At 49.1% G+C, this 17511-nt stretch carries 13 protein-coding genes; all 13 read left to right on the top strand.

The genetic code is table 11. The annotated features are described in order from the left end of the window. Nucleotides 1–200: 200 nt before the first annotated feature. The 13 genes from AC0QH1_RS28505 to AC0QH1_RS28445 all read left to right on the top strand — a co-directional run bounded on the left by AC0QH1_RS28505 (nucleotide 201) and on the right by AC0QH1_RS28445 (nucleotide 17283). Complete coding sequence (locus AC0QH1_RS28505) at nucleotides 201–5039, top strand: TIGR03032 family protein (protein ID WP_324634827.1); 4839 nt, start codon at nucleotides 201–203, stop codon at nucleotides 5037–5039. A gap of 617 nt (nucleotides 5040–5656) precedes the next feature. Further along, nucleotides 5657–6118: an ATP synthase subunit I gene (locus tag AC0QH1_RS28500; RefSeq protein WP_442957378.1), complete on the top strand. Its 462-nt coding sequence runs from the start codon at nucleotides 5657–5659 to the stop codon at nucleotides 6116–6118. A gap of 47 nt (nucleotides 6119–6165) precedes the next feature. Beyond that, entirely contained in the window at nucleotides 6166–6918 is a 753-nt protein-coding gene (gene atpB, locus AC0QH1_RS28495) for a F0F1 ATP synthase subunit A (protein ID WP_324634825.1), read from the top strand. Nucleotides 6919–7069: 151 nt separating this feature from the next. Continuing rightward, on the top strand, nucleotides 7070–7315 hold the full coding sequence (gene atpE / locus AC0QH1_RS28490) for an ATP synthase F0 subunit C (protein ID WP_324634824.1): 246 nt from the start codon (nucleotides 7070–7072) through the stop codon (nucleotides 7313–7315). Nucleotides 7316–7422: 107 nt separating this feature from the next. After that, complete coding sequence (locus tag AC0QH1_RS28485; protein WP_324634823.1) at nucleotides 7423–7911, top strand: F0F1 ATP synthase subunit B'; 489 nt, start codon at nucleotides 7423–7425, stop codon at nucleotides 7909–7911. 106 nt (nucleotides 7912–8017) lie between these two features. Further along, nucleotides 8018–8554, top strand: a complete 537-nt coding sequence (locus tag AC0QH1_RS28480) for a F0F1 ATP synthase subunit B (protein WP_324634822.1) — start codon at nucleotides 8018–8020, stop codon at nucleotides 8552–8554. Further along, on the top strand, nucleotides 8551–9099 hold the full coding sequence (atpH, locus tag AC0QH1_RS28475; RefSeq protein WP_324634821.1) for an ATP synthase F1 subunit delta: 549 nt from the start codon (nucleotides 8551–8553) through the stop codon (nucleotides 9097–9099). The genes AC0QH1_RS28480 and atpH overlap by 4 nt, the downstream gene beginning before the upstream one ends. 113 nt (nucleotides 9100–9212) lie before the next feature. After that, entirely contained in the window at nucleotides 9213–10730 is a 1518-nt protein-coding gene (gene atpA, locus AC0QH1_RS28470) for a F0F1 ATP synthase subunit alpha (protein ID WP_324634820.1), read from the top strand. Between the two features lie 119 nt (nucleotides 10731–10849). Next, nucleotides 10850–11803, top strand: coding sequence for a F0F1 ATP synthase subunit gamma (locus tag AC0QH1_RS28465; RefSeq protein ID WP_324634819.1), 954 nt, complete (start codon nucleotides 10850–10852; stop codon nucleotides 11801–11803). Between the two features lie 383 nt (nucleotides 11804–12186). Continuing rightward, entirely contained in the window at nucleotides 12187–12492 is a 306-nt protein-coding gene (locus AC0QH1_RS28460) for an AAA family ATPase (protein ID WP_324634818.1), read from the top strand. Continuing rightward, nucleotides 12443–13000 carry an AAA family ATPase gene (locus tag AC0QH1_RS28455; protein WP_324634817.1) on the top strand — a complete coding sequence of 186 codons (558 nt, stop codon included), beginning with the start codon at nucleotides 12443–12445 and terminating at the stop codon, nucleotides 12998–13000. The genes AC0QH1_RS28460 and AC0QH1_RS28455 overlap by 50 nt, the downstream gene beginning before the upstream one ends. Beyond that, on the top strand, nucleotides 12993–13769 hold the full coding sequence (locus AC0QH1_RS28450; RefSeq protein WP_324634816.1) for a hypothetical protein: 777 nt from the start codon (nucleotides 12993–12995) through the stop codon (nucleotides 13767–13769). The genes AC0QH1_RS28455 and AC0QH1_RS28450 overlap by 8 nt, the downstream gene beginning before the upstream one ends. Nucleotides 13770–14157: 388 nt before the next feature. Continuing rightward, complete coding sequence (locus tag AC0QH1_RS28445) at nucleotides 14158–17283, top strand: SdrD B-like domain-containing protein (protein ID WP_324634815.1); 3126 nt, start codon at nucleotides 14158–14160, stop codon at nucleotides 17281–17283. Nucleotides 17284–17511: the final 228 nt, after the last annotated feature.

Below are 17511 nucleotides of genomic sequence, written 5' to 3'. Positions count from 1 at the left end.
AGGATTTTTGTGGTATGTTGCTGCGGGGGTTCTGAATCGCGAGAGAAAGAGAATTCTTGTGATTTGAGAAGCGCCAAACCATTGCCGATCGAAAATTGTATGAATCGGGGGGTCGATCGCATAAAATAGACAGAGGGGCAAATCTTCCTAAAAAAAGGTCGATCGCCTGCCTTTGTATTGTTATCAGAAGCGTTAGTGAAATGCCACAAAGCACTCCATTTTTAACCAGCGATCGCGAATTTATTCCGTGGTTGCAACAACAGCAAATCAGTCTAGCATTCACCACCTACCAAACCGGTTGGTTAGCCCTGATTGGCGTCAATCCCGAAAGCGGGCAATTTTCTGCCTTTCAGCGGCGATTCGAACGGGCGATGGGACTGTATTGTAGTCGAGATCGGCTTTATCTAAGTTCCAAATATCAATTGTTGCAATTAGATAACGTACTCGCCCCGGGGCAATTGTACCAAGGGTATGACAAACTGTACGTTCCTCGGATAGGCTATACTACGGGCGATTTGGACGTGCATGACGTTATCGTAACCGAAGCGGGACAACCGATTTTTATCAGTACCCTATTAAACTGTGTAGCCACCACCAGCGATCGCCACAGTTGCAAACCGTTGTGGAAACCGCCCTTTATCAGCAAAATGATTAACGAAGATCGCTGTCACCTAAATGGGTTAGCAATAGTAGAAGGGAAACCGCGCTACGTCACCGCCTGCAGTCGGTCCGACGTAGTAGATGGGTGGCGAGACAAACGGCGCGATGGCGGTATTGTCATCGATATGGAAAGCGATGAAATTATCCTAAGTGGATTGAGCATGCCTCATTCCCCCCGCTTTTATCGCGGCAAATTGTGGGTTTTGAACTCTGGCGCGGGAGAATTTGGCTATATAGATTTAGACACCGGTAAATTCGAATCGGTGACATTTTGTCCCGGGTATGCGCGGGGATTGGCATTTTGGGAGAATTACGCGATTGTGGGACTATCCAAACCGCGATCGGGGGATGGCACATTTTCCGGATTATTGTTAGACGAACGACTGGCGCAGAAAGATGCCGAGGCGCGCTGTGGGTTGCTAATTATCGATTTGAATAGCGGGGCGACGGTACATTGGATGCGGATTGAGGGAACGATAACCGAGTTATATGATATCGGGGTTTTGCCCGAAGTCAAGCGCCCGATGGCGTTGGGATTTCAAACCCAAGAAATCGAGCAGTTGATTACCTTAGAACCGCTGGAAAGTAGCACATCAGAACCCACCAGCGATCGCCCCTCTCGCAGTTCCATCACCCCGGAAGCAAACCGGGAAAAAAAAACGGATTTTCCCAGTCAAAAACCGATCGCATTTCACCCCGGGGATAGGGAGGTAATTTGGCGCGATATTGTGCCAGAACCTACTCCCATAGCGGTAGAAAAAAAAGGCGATCGCGGGGGAATTGTATCCGCAGAAAATCTCCTGGGGCAATCTGCATCCACTCAAAAAACTGCAATGGGCGGCGCGTCTTTTCCCACTTTAAACGTGCTGTTATTTTTTCAAGGCTCGCGCAGCTTCTATCGGCCCATTTTATTCTCGCAGAACGAGATTTTTTGTAGCCCAGACTGCGAAACCATTATAGAAGGCGATCGCTTTCGCACCATGAAAACCCCGGTAGGGCAATTTGACGCCACCGAAATTATCCAGCAGATTCCTACTTCCCAAAAACCGGATTTAGTCATCGTCAAAGCTGACGCGACTCAACGAGTGCTTCCGCAAAACCTACAGGCGATCGACTGTCCGAAAATTTTATTTTGTGCGGATACCCACCACTTAAATAACCCAATTACCCGCTTACTCGATTATGCTGCGGCTGAATCCTTTGATTTCTATTTATTCAGTCGCGATCGCCACCACGCGCATTATTTCCAAGAAGCCGGCTTTGCCAATCTCTTCTGGATGCCCGTGGTTCATATTTACCCGCGTCCCCAATCCCCCCGCACTTCCTACAAATATCCCTTGTCATTTGTGGGACAAGCCGGAAAATTTCACCCTTATCGCCGTTATGTATTAAACTGGATTCGCCAGCATAACTTTCCGCTGAATCAGCAGCAGACTTCCCACGAAAAAGCCGCCGAAATCTATGCCGACTCTCTGATTAATCTCAACGTCAGCTTAAATGGAGATTTGAATTTGCGGAGTTTTGAAGTAATCGCCAGTGGCGGATTTTTGCTGACGGATAAAATTAGTCCGCAAGCGGGGTTAGAGTTATTATTTGCCGATGGAAAGCATTTGGTCACTTACGCCAATGTAGAGGAATTAGGGGAAAAAATTCGGTATTTCTTAAATCAGCCAGAGGCGGCGAGAGAAATAGCCCGCCAGGGGTATGAAGCCTTTTGGCGCAATCATCGCCCGGAACAAAATGTCTGGCGGGTGATGGATTATCTCGATGGCAAACCGCTGGATGCGATTTATCAAATTGAAGCCGAAAAGCGCAGTATTTATTTGACGAAACCCAGCGATCGCCGATGGCCCAGTGAAGAGTTACATCAGCGGATATCGATTTACCAATACCTGCAAGAAATGCACCGAGTTACGCCTACTCTGCGGGGGTTATTTTGGCGTGGCGTGGATGCGAAAATTATCTGCGATGCGGTAGATTTACCGCGATTGCAGGTTCACTTGCTGCAAGATGGAAATACCCCCATCGATTCGCTTTACGATCGCTGCGAAGTCAGGGAACAAATTCAGTTGATTTCCCCCACACAACTCCACTGCATTCGCGAAACTTGGGATGTGGTGGTTATGACTCAGGCGCAATTGCAGGCGATGGGGGTGGAAGAGTTTTGCGAGCGCCTCAATTTTCGGGTTTTGATATTGAGCGATATTGTAGAAAATGCCGATTGCGATCGCAGTTTAACGCAGTATGGATGGGTAAAAATTTGCGATCGCCCGCTGGTATATTCCGCGCAACCCAACCCTGCTGCAAAACCGGATATGGGGCAAATTCTCAATACCGCTATCACTTACCAGAAACAGCAGCAATACGAAGCAGCGATTTCTCTCTATCGACAAGTTTTAAACCTCGAATCCGACAATGCGATCGCCCTTACCAACTTCGGCAAATCCCTGCAAAAACTAAACCGACATTCCGAAGCGATTCCTGCTTTTCGTCGCGCCATCCAACTCAACCCAGAAACGGGTGAATTGCAGTTTTATTTGAGTCAATCTCTCAAAGCGATCGGAGACATTCAAGCCGCTGCAAAGTGTTTGCGCGAAGCCATTCGCTTGCAACCGGATTTTTGGGGTGCTTACAATAACTTAGGGACAATTTTGCAACAGCAAAACAACCTTGTAGAAGCCGCCCAATGCTACGAAAAAGCCCTGGAATACAACCGTAATTTTGCCCAAGCACAAGCGAATTTAGCTAGTATTTGGCAAGTGCAAGGGGATTTAGAACGGGCAAAAATTGGCTTAACTCGGGCGTTGGAACTGCAGCCGAAATACGTTCCGGCGCTGTTAAATTTAGGCGGTATATACAAGCAACAGGGAAATCGCAATAAGGCAATTTCTTTGTATCAGCAAGTTTTGGCACTTTCACCTTGCCCGGAAGCTTATTATAATCTGGGCGAAATTGCTGAATATGAAGGGAATGTGGATGTAGCATTACTGTTTTATCGCAAAGTTCGGGAACTGGATGCGGCGAATTATAATATTGTGGGTCACATCAATTACTTGCGCTTAAAACTTTGCGATTGGGAAGAGTACGAACGCTGCGTTTGTAGTTTTATCGAATCCCTGGAACAGTATCTGCGAGGAGAAACGGAATATTCTCCGAGTCCCCTCGCCGTGAGTAATTTTCCGGTTCCTTTGCAGTTGCATCGGCAATTCGCACAACGCTATGCGAGGCAAATTGCCGAAAAAATGGCGCAAAGCAAACAATCTCTTGATTTTTCCTATCCGAATAGCGCGTCGGAGAGATTGCGAATTGGTTATATTTCGCCGGATTTTCGGGAATATGCGGTGGGTAAAATCGTGAAAGATATGTTCCGCGATCGCGATCGCACCCAGTTTGAGGTGTATGCTTATTCTACCCTCGATTATGCGGATGAGATTACCGAGACGATTCGCGCTGGATGCGATCGCTTTGTGGATATTTCTGGGATGAAACCCGAAGATGCGGCGCGTCAGATTAATGGCGATCGCATTCACATTCTTATCGATTTAGCGGGAAGGACAATTGGTAATGCGATGGAAGTGTTGGCGCTGCAACCCGCCCCGATTCAGGCGCAGTTTTTGGGGTATCCGGATACGATGGGTGCGGATTTCATTCAATATGCGATCGCTGATTCTTGGTTGATTACCCCAGAAATTGCCCAATCCTACACTGAAGAGATTGTTTATTTGCCTCACGCTTTCTTTTCCTCGCCGATGGAAATTTGCGATCGCCCCATGACGCGATCGCAATTTGGCCTGCCCGAAGAGGGGTTTGTATTTTGTTGCTTCAATTCTCATTATAAAATTACCCCAGACTTGTTTGATGTCTGGATGCGAATTTTGCAAAAAGTCCCGAATTCCGTGTTGTGGTTAACTCAGGGTAGCGAAACCGTGATGGCGAATTTGCGACGGGAAGCCCACCAGCGCGGAGTGGAGGCAAAACGATTGATTTTCGCCGAAAAACTCCCCAATTCTGAATATTTAGCCCGCTATCGATTGGCAGATTTGTTCTTAGATACTTTTATCTACAATGCCGGTTCTACTGCAATTAGTGCCTTGTGGGCGGGATGCCCCGTTTTGACCCGCGCCGGGAATACCAACGCCTCGCGCATGGGGGCGAGTATCTGCGCTGCTGCTGAATTAAATTCCTTAATTTGTAATACCAGCGACTATTACGAACAGCGGGCTATTGATGTGGCCAATAATCCGCAATTGCTGGCATACTACCGCCATCATCTTACCACAAAGCGCGACCAATTACCGTTATTTAATCTGCCAGGTTTTGTCGGCAATTTAGAAGCGGCTTTCCGGCAATTGTGGGATGATTATTTGGCTTCTAAATAATGCGAGAAATACTTCATGGTTTGCCAGTATCTTGCTCGCACCTTATCAATCTCAAGCCTCAAAATAGTCCGCGTAGGCGGAATTTACCTGTATAGGCGCGATTTCAATCGCCCGCTCGAATTAATGTCTACTTTGGCTATGCCTCGGCACGATTTCCATTCCCCGCCATTTGTATAGGCGAGATTTCCATCCCCCGCTTAATCAATCGGCTTGATAAAATTAACCTTTTATGGTATTTTACGCCAAACCCGATCGCCATTGCCTAGAGAAGCAGGACAAATGCCACCCCCATCCGCCATCGACCTTGGCTAGGGTTAGCAATCTGCAATCGGAATCCTAGGTCAACCGGAATGGATCCGAGAGAGAGGGGAGGAATTGGGTAGAAGAAAAGGTTGACAAAAGAGACGAAGTGTGTTGTGCGAAAGCGGGGGTGGGAGTGGGGGTGCGCGCCTGGGGCGAAAGAGACAGGGGAGGGGCAGGAGGGATCTGCCGAGAAGAGAATAAAGAAATCTGTGGGGATTGATTAATTAATTTTTAAGGAATGTTACCCGGCGTGATATGATTCATGTTGGCCTGTAGCATCCAGGTTGAAATATCTGGAGAGAAAAGTACAGACGGTGAACTTGTCAGACCCATCTCCCGAAACCAACCCAGAAAGGCAGGAGCCATCCGAAGAGCAGGAGCGCGTAGAAAGCGAGACTGCTAAAGAGAACGTAGATCGCTCAATGGAGGAGTACCTACAGCTCAAAAACCAGTTGTTGGCCTACACCTTTGTAATGAGCGCGATCGCGTTTGTGTCTGCATGGTTCTATTACTCCTTAAACGTCGCCTTGAATTATGCGATCGGGGCGTGCGTGGGTGTGGTTTACTTGAGAATGTTGGCAAGAGACGTCGAGCGGCTAGGGAGGGAGAAAAGCAGCCTAAGTAAATCCAGGCTTGCATTATTCGCTGGGTTGATTATAGTTGCAACCCAATGGAATCAGCTACAGGTATTGCCCATATTTTTGGGTTTCCTGACATATAAAGCCGCATTATTCGTCTACGTCCTACAAACGACCCTTCTGCCTGATGCCGAATAGGCTGTCGTCAGGTTGGAAACCTCAACTGAAAGGGAGAAGGTTCCTAAATGCACACCATCGAGGGATTAAACCAATTGAGTGGTATTTTCCTTGCCGAGTTGGAAGTAGGCCAACATTTTTACTGGCTCCTTGGCAATTTTAGACTGCACGGACAGGTGTTCCTCACCTCCTGGTTTGTGATTGCCGTGCTAGTGGTGCTTTCCATGGTAGCGACTCGGAACCTGCAAAGAGTGCCGAGTGGCGTGCAGAACTTCATGGAATATGGCCTGGAATTCATCCGGGACTTGGCCAAAACCCAAATCGGCGAGAAAGAGTATCGTCCGTGGGTGCCATTTATCGGCACGCTATTTCTGTTCATTTTCGTGTCCAACTGGTCCGGGGCACTAATTCCCTGGAGGGTATTGGAATTGCCATCAGGGGAATTAGCAGCGCCGACGAGTGACATTAACACCACCGTGGCATTAGCGCTGTTGACCTCCTTAGCGTATTTTTACGCAGGAATCAGCAAGCGAGGGTTGGGGTATTTTAAGCGGTATATTGAGCCGACCCCGATTTTGTTGCCGATCAATATTCTGGAAGATTTTACGAAGCCGCTTTCCCTAAGCTTCCGTCTATTTGGTAATATTTTAGCCGACGAACTGGTGGTGGCAGTATTTATTCTGTTAGTCCCCTTATTCATTCCGTTACCGGTGATGATACTGGGATTGTTCACCAGTGCAATTCAGGCTCTTATTTTTGCCACATTGGCAGGTGCCTATATAGGCGAAGCAATGGAAGGACATGGGGAAGAGCATGAGTAGAGAAAAAGGGCGATCGCGATCGTAAAATAGGGAAGGAAAGCGATTGCCTGTGTGCTGAGAGTGCGACCGCGCGAAAACTCGTGTGGAGAGCGCCAAGCGCAAGACCATCAAACTCGTTTTGTCGTTCAACTCGTAAACTAAGGAAAAAATCATGGATTCATTAACTGCTGCTGCGTCCGTTATTGCTGCTGCGTTGGCCGTTGGTTTAGCTGCGATCGGCCCGGGTTTGGGTCAAGGTAATGCAGCGGGTCAAGCAGTAGAAGGGATTGCCCGTCAGCCAGAAGCCGAAGGAAAAATTCGCGGCACCTTGCTGTTGAGCTTAGCCTTCATGGAAGCGCTGACAATTTACGGCTTGGTTGTGGCGTTGGTGTTGCTGTTTGCGAACCCCTTCTCCTAAGAAATAGACAGCCAGTTGTAGGAAAGCGCCCGCTTTTCTGCGACTGGCGAAAATTTTCTGGTCTTGATAGAAATTTGACCCAAACAACCACAAGCGGCTGATTGAATATGATGCATTGGACAATCCTGCTAGCCGCTGAAACAGCGGTAGAAGAAGGTGGCCTGTTTGATTTTAATGCCACCTTACCCCTAATGGCGCTGCAATTCTTGATTCTGGCGGTAGTGCTCAACGCCATTTTTTACAAGCCTCTGGGAAACGCGATCGACGAGCGAGCGGATTATATTCGTTCTAACGAACAGAATGCGCGAGAGCGCTTGTCCAAAGCGGAAAACTTGGCGAGAGAATACGAAAAAGCCTTAGCGAAAAGTCGGAAAGAATCGCAAGAGATAATTACCAAAGCGCAAGAAGAAGCGCAGGAGATCGTCTCTGAGAAAATTGCCGAGGCACAACGGGAGGCCCAAGCGCAACGCGAACAAGCGCAACAAGAAATCGAACAGCAAAAGCAAGCGGCGATGAGTTCGCTAGAGCAGCAAGTCGATGCCTTGAGTCGCCAGATTCTCGAAAAGCTATTAGGCTCTGAGTTAGTCAATAGTTAGAGGGTAGTAATTAACGGTTAAATATTAACGAGAACCTTTCCTCTAACCCGCAAAAAACGTCCCAGAGAACCAGTGAATTTAGAAAAGGAAGTTATCGAAGAGAATCATGGGAACTTTTTGGTGGATCGCTTCAGTAGAAGAGGCGGCAGAAGGGGGTTTCGGTCTAAATCTAGACTTATTTGAAACCAACATCGTAAACCTGGCGATCGTCATCGGCGTCCTGATTTACTTTGGGCAAAAAGTATTAGGGAAAATTTTAGCCGAAAGACGGGAAAATATAGAAAAGGCGATCGCCGAAGCCGAAAAACGGCAGAAAGACGCGGCAGCACAACTAGCCGATCGCGAGAAAAAACTCGCCCAGGCGCAAGCCGAAGCCCAAAGAATCGTCGAGCAAGCCCAAGAAAGAGCCAAAGTGGCCAAAGAAGAAATTTTGGCCCAAGGGCAAAAAGACATAGAGCGCTTGCAAGCCGAAGCCGGACAGGACCTCAGTGCCGCACAAGAGCGAGCGATCGCCGAATTGCGGCAAAGAGCCACACAACTGGCATTAGAACGAGTAGAAAGCCAACTGAAAGCCCAGCTTGACGAAGGCAAACAGCAAAAACTTGTAGATAACAGCATCTCCATGCTTGGAGGGTCTCGATGAGTATAGTCCAAGCGGAAATTCTCGAACCATACGCGCAAGCCCTGATGTCCGTAGCGCAAGAACACAACCTCACCGATGCGATCGGCGAAGACATGCGCGGCATCATCGAAGTGCTGAAAAACTCAGAAGACCTGCAGCAAGTTCTCAGCAACCCCTTTATCAAAGACCAAGCCAAAAAAGACATCTTGGGGCAAATTATGGGCGAGGGGGTACAGCACTTCACCCGTAACTTTGTCATGCTGCTCGTCGATCGCCGGCGCGCGATTTTTCTCGAAGGAATCGCCCAACAATACCTCGCACTGCTTCGCAAGCTCAATCAAACCGTCTTAGCCGAAGTCACCTCCGCCGTAGAACTCAACGACGGACAAAAAGATGCCATCCGCGACAAAGTACGCGCCATCTCATCCGCCCGCGACGTGGAACTCGACACCAAAATCGACCCCGAAATCATCGGCGGCGTGATTATCAAAGTTGGCTCTCAGGTGCTCGATGCCAGCTTGCGCGGACAACTGCGGCGAATTGGGATTAGTCTCAGTAGCGTCTAACCCAGAAGCGTTGGTTTCCGGTTGAGCGGTGAGCGATCCAGCGCCAAAATCAACCCTCAACCCCCTTAGATCTACAACAAACAACCCAAGAGAATTCATAGCGAAAAACTGCCATGATCAGCATCAGACCCGACGAAATCAGCAATATTATTCGCCAGCAAATTGAGCAGTACGACCAGGAAGTTAAAGTTTCCAACGTCGGTACCGTATTGCAAGTTGGTGACGGCATTGCGCGGATTTACGGCCTAGAAAAAGCAATGGCCGGCGAACTGTTGGAATTTGCAGATGGAACCATCGGCATCGCCCTCAACCTCGAAGAAGACAACGTGGGCGCAGTGCTGATGGGAGACGGGGTGGAAATCCAAGAAGGATCCAACGTCACCGCCACCGGCAAAATCGCCCAGATACCCGTAGGCGACGCCCTCAGCGGTCGCGTCGTAGATGCCCTCGCCCGTCCGATTGACGGCAAAGGCGAACTCGACACCAGCGAAAGCCGCCTGATCGAATCCCCCGCCCCAGGGATTATCGAACGGCGGTCCGTGTACGAACCCCTGCAAACCGGCATCACCGCCATCGACTCCATGATTCCCATCGGACGGGGACAGCGCGAGTTGATTATCGGCGATCGCCAAACCGGGAAAACCACCATCGCCGTAGACACCATCATCAACCAAAAAAATGAAGATGTGATCTGCGTCTACGTGGCGATCGGACAAAAAGCCTCCACCGTGGCGCAAGTCGTCGGCACCCTGCAAGAAAAAGGCGCGATGGACTACACCATCGTCGTCGCCGCCAACGCCAACGAACCGGCCACCCTGCAATATCTGGCCCCCTATACCGGTGCGGCGATCGCCGAATACTTCATGTATAAAGGCAAGCACACCTTGGCGATCTACGATGACCTCTCCAAGCAAGCCCAAGCCTACCGCCAGATGTCCCTCCTCCTGCGTCGTCCCCCCGGTCGCGAAGCCTATCCCGGCGACGTCTTCTACCTCCACTCTCGCTTGCTCGAACGCGCCGCCAAACTCAGCACCGAAATGGGCGAAGGCAGCATGACCGCTCTGCCAATCATCGAAACTCAAGCCGGCGACGTTTCCGCCTACATTCCCACCAACGTGATTTCGATTACCGACGGGCAGATCTTCCTGTCTTCCGACCTGTTCAACTCCGGTCTGCGTCCCGCAGTGAACGCCGGGATTTCCGTGTCCCGAGTCGGTTCCGCCGCCCAAACCAAAGCCATGAAGAAAGTGGCCGGCAAAGTGAAACTGGAATTGGCTCAGTTCGCCGAACTCGAAGCCTTCTCTCAGTTCGCCTCCGACCTGGATGCGGCCACTCAGAAGCAATTGGCCCGGGGTCAGCGCCTGCGCGAACTACTCAAGCAACCACAATATTCTCCCCTGTCCGTCAGCGAACAGGTGGCCATTATCTATGCCGGCATTAACGGCTATTTAGATGATGTTCCCTTGGATAAAATTACCCAATTTACCAAGGGTCTGCGCGAATATCTGCGGACGAACAAGCCCAAGTATGCCGAAGTGATTCAAAGCTCCAAGAAGCTGGAAGAAGAAGCCGAAAATCTGTTGAAGGAAGGCATTAACGAATTTAAGCAATCCTTCATGGCAGCCGCTTAGTCACCTCGAGAATGAAGAATTGAGTCGCATAGAATTCACCGAGGCAATGGTGATGCCGGCTCGATTCTTCATTCTTCATCATTAGGGAATTCTTAAGTCTTCATTCTTGATTTTTTGTTATGGCAAATTTAAAAGCGATTCGCGATCGCATTCAGTCAGTTAAAAACACCAAAAAAATTACCGAAGCCATGCGCCTCGTCGCCGCCGCCAAGGTGCGCCGCGCTCAAGAACAGGTTCTCGGAACTCGCCCGTTTGCCGATCGCCTGGCCCAGGTCCTCTACGGCTTGCAATCTCGCCTGAGATTCGAAGACGTGGATTTGCCCCTGTTGCAACAACGGGAAGTCAACACTGTGGGCTTGCTGGTGATTACCGGCGATCGGGGTCTGTGCGGTGGCTACAACACCAACCTAATCAAACGCGCCGAAGCGCGCGCCAAAGAACTGCAAGCCGAAGGACTCGATTATAAATACGTCCTCGTCGGGCGCAAAGCCACCCAATACTTCACCCGTCGCAACGCCCCCATCGACGCCAACTACACCGGCTTAGAACAGATTCCCACCGCCGCAGAAGCCTCGGAAATTGCCGACGAATTGCTCTCCCTGTTCTTATCCGAAAGCGTCGATCGCGTGGAATTGGTCTATACCAAATTCGTCTCCTTGATCAGTTCCAAACCCGTGGTGCAAACCCTCCTGCCCCTCGACCCGCAAGGTTTAGAAGCCGCCGACGATGAAATCTTCCGCCTCACCACCCAAGGCGGATCGTTCCAAGTCGAACGGGAAAAAGTCACCACCCCCTCCTCCGACACCTTCCCCCGCGACATGATTTTCGAGCAAGACCCCACCCAAATTCTGGAAGCCTTGCTCCCGCTTTATCTGAATAACCAACTGCTGCGGGCACTGCAAGAAGCCGCCGCCAGCGAACTCGCCGCGCGCATGACCGCCATGAACAACGCCAGCGAGAACGCCAGCGAACTAATCGGCACCTTGACTCTCACCTATAACAAAGCCCGTCAAGCCGCCATTACCCAAGAAATCCTCGAAGTGGTCGGCGGTGCCAACGCCCTGGAAGGGTAAATTACACTTGACAATTTAGCAGTTTTATGCTATGAGCGTCTGAGACAACTCAGGCGCTTTTTTATTGGAAATCTCCCCAGTTTAAGGTTTGGTTCGATTCACCGTGCTTCTTCTTTTACGTACACTACTGAGCTGGGTTTCTGTAGACAAAAAAGGCATTTTGCTAGAATAAAAGCACAGAGTTTTCCCTCCCTCCAAATGTTACCTCAATGAAAATGCCAATGCACTGGCAACATGGATAATCAAGAGAGGTAACGGAATTTGAATGGCTATTGCAGGGGGTCTGGATTGGGAGTGGCGATCGCCACCGCTGTTCCCCGTTCCCCATTCACCGATTCCCTACCTATCCGTAAACACCCAGACAAGAGAATGCAAACACTTCCATGCTGGAAAATGTAAAACTTCAGAACTTCAAAACTCATCACGATACAGAACTGAATTTAGATGCATCGCGTCTTCACGCACTGGTGGGACAAAACAGTTCTGGTAAAACCTCCGTGTTAGAAGCTCTCCATTACCTGAGTAGATTGGCGAATTCCCCCTTTAAAACTATTTTTGGATATCAAAGAGCGCCTGAATTTTTAACCACCCGTGAACAAGACAAACTGTTGGTGAGTGCTAGGGGTTTTTCAGGAACTATTGCAACGAATTGTTCCACCGGTACGGAAAATAGGCATAAGGCGAGCTAAGGTCAAAGTCAATCGCCAACGCTTAATTGAAGTGGATGGAAAAGCCATTTCCTACGACGAAACTCAGGAAATGGTCGGACAAGAAGTTATCCTCGATATGAATACCGGCGATCGCATTCCAGCCCATGCCATTAGCGAAGGCACAATGCTCGCTCTCGGATTATTGACTGTTTTCATGAATCCTCCACAACCCAATTTAGTCTTACTCGATGACGTGGAACAGGAACTTCATCCCAAAGCACAACGAGAACTCATCGCTGTTTTTCAGGAAATTATCCTCTCTAATCCTAATTTGCAAATTATTTTTTCCACTCATTCTCCTTATATCTTTGATGAACTTACCCCGGCTCAAGTCCATGTATTTAATAATCCAAAATCAGGATTTACTCCTGTCAAACGATTAGACGAACATCCGGATATAGAATGGGCACAACAAACTTTAACTACTGGCGAAATTTGGGATGCGGAGGAGGAAGACTGGGTGCTTGAAGGGGAAAACCATGATTGAGTTTATTGTCATTGTAGAAAGTAGTGCAGACGCAAGAACTGCTACTTATCTAGCCGAACGAGTGTTCCTCGAAAAAATCGATTGGCTAGAGCGCGAACAACTTCTATATCTATTTCGATGGAGCGGTTTAAAAGAAAATTCCGCTCATTCTTGTTGGAAAGATATTGTCGATATCCTTAAGTGGGCAGAAGAACGAGGAATTCAGATGCCAAGGTTTCGCGGTCGTCGTAAGAATAGAATGCCCCCATTGAAATATGATGCAGCTAATTCTATTAAAATTCTTAATTTGATTGGTTATTTTCAAAGAACGCCAGAGATTAAAGCGGTGCTTTTTATTCGCGATTTAGATAATCAACCCGCGCGCAGAGCAGCGATAGAACAAGTCCGCAACGAACGCAAAAATACACAAAATTCATTAAAAATTGTTATTGGCACAGCAGACAAAATGCGGGAAGCCTGGGTTTTAAATGGGTTGGTTCTATCTAATCCAGAGGAAATCCAACGGTTAGCAGAACTAAAGGCTCGATTACCGTTCGATCCTTATGAGGAGTCACATAGACTTCGTTCAAATTCAAAGGAAGAACCCAGTCGCATTAGAAATCCTAAATTTGTGGTAGAAATGCTGACAGATGGAGATATGGAACGCAAACGCCAGTGTTGGGAAGAGACGAGTTTAGAAATTTTACGACAAAGAGGAATTCATACAAGATTAACAGCCTATCTTGACGAAATCGAGCGATTCTTGATTCCCCTTATCGGAGCTGAGTAAAATAGTAAAGGAAATGCCTACAGTCTAAGGCGATCGCTCCATTCTATATCGGTCAGAATACGTCAGAATAATAATCACGCAACGCCGATCGCATCACTCTGAAAAACGCTCTAATCCAGGTTTTCAAAACTAATGATGCCGATGAAAGGAAGTTCTCCGGCTATGCCTGTCTTTACAGGCGGTAGTGCTCCATCACGGGTAAGCGAAAATGGGGATTAAGCCCCATCTCCCCCGCCAACTGTATGGAATATTTCCCTTTCCCTAAAAAATAAAACCAATCGCCATCCATCTGCGAGAAAATACGGAAGCCGAAAATTTTACCTCAGCCAAGGGAACTCCCCGGGCAAAAAACCAGACAACACTGCCAAAGTCAATTTAGGGGGATTGTATGAGCCTTTCCATCGAAGTGCTTTTCGACGAAAACTACTACCTATCGGTGAATACCGACGTTGCAGCAGCCATCACCCGGGGGGAATTTACCAGTGCAGAGCAACACTACCGACTGTTTGGAGAAGCCGAAGGTCGCGACCCCGGTTATTGGTTCGATCCGGAATTCTACGCCCAGCAAAACCCCGACGTTGTTGCTGCAGTGCAAGCCGGACAGGTGAGTAGCTTAATCGAGCATTTTATCACATTTGGAGCCGCCGAGGGGCGCAATCCGTTTGCTTGGTTCGATTCTAACTTTTATCGCTTGGAAAACCCCGAGGTTGCCACTGCAGTGGCCCAGGGAGAATTCAGCAGCCTATTCGAGCATTTCGTTACATTAGGGGCCGAACAACAGCGATCGCCCAGCTTCTTATTTGACGCCGAATATTATTTAGCGCAAAATACCGATGTCGCCGCCGCCGTTAGCCAAGGCGAAATCAGCAGCGCCTTAGAACACTTCCTCCAGTTTGGACTAGAAGAAAATCGCGAATTTTCTCAATTTATCGATTTAGACTACTATCGAACCAACTACAGCACTCAAATCGCCAGCTTCTACAACGTCACCAGTCTGTCCGAAATCAGTTTCGAGCAAACCGTCACCCACCTGGTCGAAGTCGGACTCTCCCAAGGACTCAATCCCTCCCAGTACGTCAATTTCGACTATTATCGCGAAACCTTTGCCCAAAACCTGCGGGAATTTTATCAAGTTGAGTCCATCTCGCAAATTAGCTTCGAGCAGACCTTTTCCTATCTAACCACCATTGGATTGTCATCGGGCTTCAATACCTCCGAATTTATTGACTTCAACTTTTATCGCGATCGCTTCGCCCAACAAATCACCAACTTTTACCAAGTTGAATCCCTCTCGCAAGTGAGCTTCGAGCAAACTTACGAATTTATGATTAGTGCGGGGTTAGCCCAAGGCTTAAGCACCTCAAGCGTGGTTGATTTTGAATTTTATCGCACCAACTTCGCCCAAGAAATCAGCAGTTTTTATGGCGTCGAATCCATCACCCAAATTAGCTTCGAGCAAATCATCCAATATATCGCGATCGCCTCTCAAACCCAAAACACCAGCAGTAGCATTAGCGGCTTAAAATGGAACGACCTGAATGGGAACGGCATCCGAGACGGCGAATTCATCCAAGGAGACGAACCCGATGTGGTCTTCGTGATTGACGTTTCTGGCAGTACCAATGCCCGATTTCGCGGAACTCCCGTGGGCGATGTCAACGACGACGGCAAATCCAACCGGATTCTCGATGCCGAACTCGCCGGTTTTCTCGCCTTAAACCAAGAACTCATCGACCTGGGATTTGGCGATACCGCCGATGTGGGCGTGGTAGTCTTCGGGACCAATGCCGCTTCCGTAGATATGGATCCGAGTACCGATGGCGTGCAACTCAACGCCACCCCCCTCGCCGACGCTGATGGTAACGGCACGTTAGATGTGGAAGATGCCCTCAAATCTATCGAAGTTGCCGATTTAGGCGTCGGACGATTTACCGATTTTGAAGATGCCTTAGAACAATCCCAAGACATCTTAAATGCCTTAAACACCCCCACTGGAGAAGGTAACATCATTTTCCTCTCCGATGGTAAGCACAACCAAGACCCCTATGAAGATGAAGTAACTGCCCTGAAAAATCGCGAGGTGAATTTACGAAGCTATGGCGTGGGAAGCTCTGCGTCATTAGCTGATTTAACCAAAATCGACCAAGGTGCAGAAATTTTCACCACCACCGATGAGATTTTAGACGTCTTCGGCGATTTGAACCCCGGAACCGGTGGGGGTAGTGGGGGCGCTAGCGACCCAGCGTTAGAACCCGGACTCGGTGGAATTACTATTTACCTGGATTTAGATAACAACGGACAACTCGACCCCAGCGAACCGAGTGTGGTCACCGATGAGGAAGGGCGCTATGAGTTTACCGGTTTAGCGCCGGGAGAGTATATCGTCCGCGAGGCGGTGAATGCCGGCGTTTCGCAAACTTTCCCGGAATCCGGCGATGGATATTTGGTGCAGCTTGGATTGAACGAAACGGTGGAAAATCAGGATTTCGGGAATATCCTGGAAGGCAGTGCCTCGGTAAGTGGAACTAAGTGGATTGATTTTAATGGGAATGGGGTGCGCGATCGCGGATTGATTGCTGGCAATTCGCCGGATGTGATTTATGTGGTGGATGTTTCCCGCAGTACCCTGGATGCAATTGAAGGGACGGAAGTGGGGGATGTGAATAATGATGGATTGGCCAATACGGTGTTAGATGCTCAGTTGGCCGGTTTTCAGGCATTGAATCAACAGTTGCGCGATCGCGGTTTGGCTCAAACGACAAATGTCTCTCTGGTGGTGTTTGGCAAAACTGGCGCGCTACTGGATATGGATTTGGCTACCAGTGGCATGCAAATGGCGATCGCAGCCGGTGCAGATGCGGACAATAACGGCATCAATGATGTAGACCAACTCCTGCAATCGATTACCGTAGAATCCTTTGGCGTTGAAGCGGGAACCAGTTTTGAGGCAGGATTGCAAGCGGCACAGAATGCGATCGCCTCTCTGGGCACTCTCCCGGGCAATGCCAATGCAATTTTTATGTCCGACGGCGAGGATGATAGCTTGGACTATCTCGATGAAGTCACCGGATTGCGAGCTTCTGATGTGAACCTGCGCGCGTTTGGCGTCGGGCCGAATGCATCGTTGAGCAGTTTGCGCGAAATCGATTCCCAGGCGCAAGTGTTTGCAACCACTGATGACTTGCTTGGCGTGTTTGGCCCGGATACCGACGGTGGTACTCCCGATGGCACTAACCCACCGATTCTTACTGAACCGGCGTTTGAGGGGGTAACGGTTTATTTGGATGTGAACGAAAATGGCTTGTTCGATCCGAACGAACCCAATGCCGTTACTGATGAGCGCGGTGAATATGAAATTGCCAATTTGCTCCCGGGTACCTACAGTTTGCGGGAAGTGCTGCCGACTGGTTTTTCCCCCAGCTTCCCGGAAGCAGGCGCTTACACTGTTACCCTGGATGTGGCCGAAAGTCTCGAAGACCTGGATTTCGGCAATCGCAACGTAACTGTGGTGTAACCCCTGTGGAATCGCAGCGTCTCGTTCCTTAACTCAAACCATGACCGGGCCTGGGTTTCAATCCACGCCTCGTCATGGGTGGGCCGGCAAATTCTCCCATCCCTTGACAAAGGAGAGGGCGATCGTCTATACTGAACCCGTGGCGGCAACTAGGACTTAAATGCAATGCAAATATTGCTTAAGTGCCCTGCCCCGATGATTGAATTTCGCTTCTCTTAGCATATCATT

The sequence above is a fragment of the Phormidium sp. CCY1219 genome (assembly GCF_055795085.1).
The sequence above is the reverse complement of the archived record's forward strand: the minus strand, read 5'-3'. Positions and strand labels throughout refer to the sequence as shown.

Bases quoted from the DNA above. Each gene is read 5' to 3' on its own strand.
- AC0QH1_RS28465 (WP_324634819.1), top strand. From the start codon at position 10,850: ATGGCAAATTTAAAAGCGATTCGCGATCGCATTCAGTCAGTTAAAAAC.
- AC0QH1_RS28505 (WP_324634827.1), top strand. From the start codon at position 201: ATGCCACAAAGCACTCCATTTTTAACCAGCGATCGCGAATTTATTCCG.
- atpA (WP_324634820.1), top strand. From the start codon at position 9,213: ATGATCAGCATCAGACCCGACGAAATCAGCAATATTATTCGCCAGCAA.
- atpB (WP_324634825.1), top strand. From the start codon at position 6,166: ATGCACACCATCGAGGGATTAAACCAATTGAGTGGTATTTTCCTTGCC.
- atpE (WP_324634824.1), top strand. From the start codon at position 7,070: ATGGATTCATTAACTGCTGCTGCGTCCGTTATTGCTGCTGCGTTGGCC.
- AC0QH1_RS28460 (WP_324634818.1), top strand. From the start codon at position 12,187: ATGCTGGAAAATGTAAAACTTCAGAACTTCAAAACTCATCACGATACA.
- atpH (WP_324634821.1), top strand. From the start codon at position 8,551: ATGAGTATAGTCCAAGCGGAAATTCTCGAACCATACGCGCAAGCCCTG.
- AC0QH1_RS28450 (WP_324634816.1), top strand. From the start codon at position 12,993: ATGATTGAGTTTATTGTCATTGTAGAAAGTAGTGCAGACGCAAGAACT.
- AC0QH1_RS28445 (WP_324634815.1), top strand. From the start codon at position 14,158: ATGAGCCTTTCCATCGAAGTGCTTTTCGACGAAAACTACTACCTATCG.
- AC0QH1_RS28480 (WP_324634822.1), top strand. From the start codon at position 8,018: ATGGGAACTTTTTGGTGGATCGCTTCAGTAGAAGAGGCGGCAGAAGGG.
- AC0QH1_RS28485 (WP_324634823.1), top strand. From the start codon at position 7,423: ATGATGCATTGGACAATCCTGCTAGCCGCTGAAACAGCGGTAGAAGAA.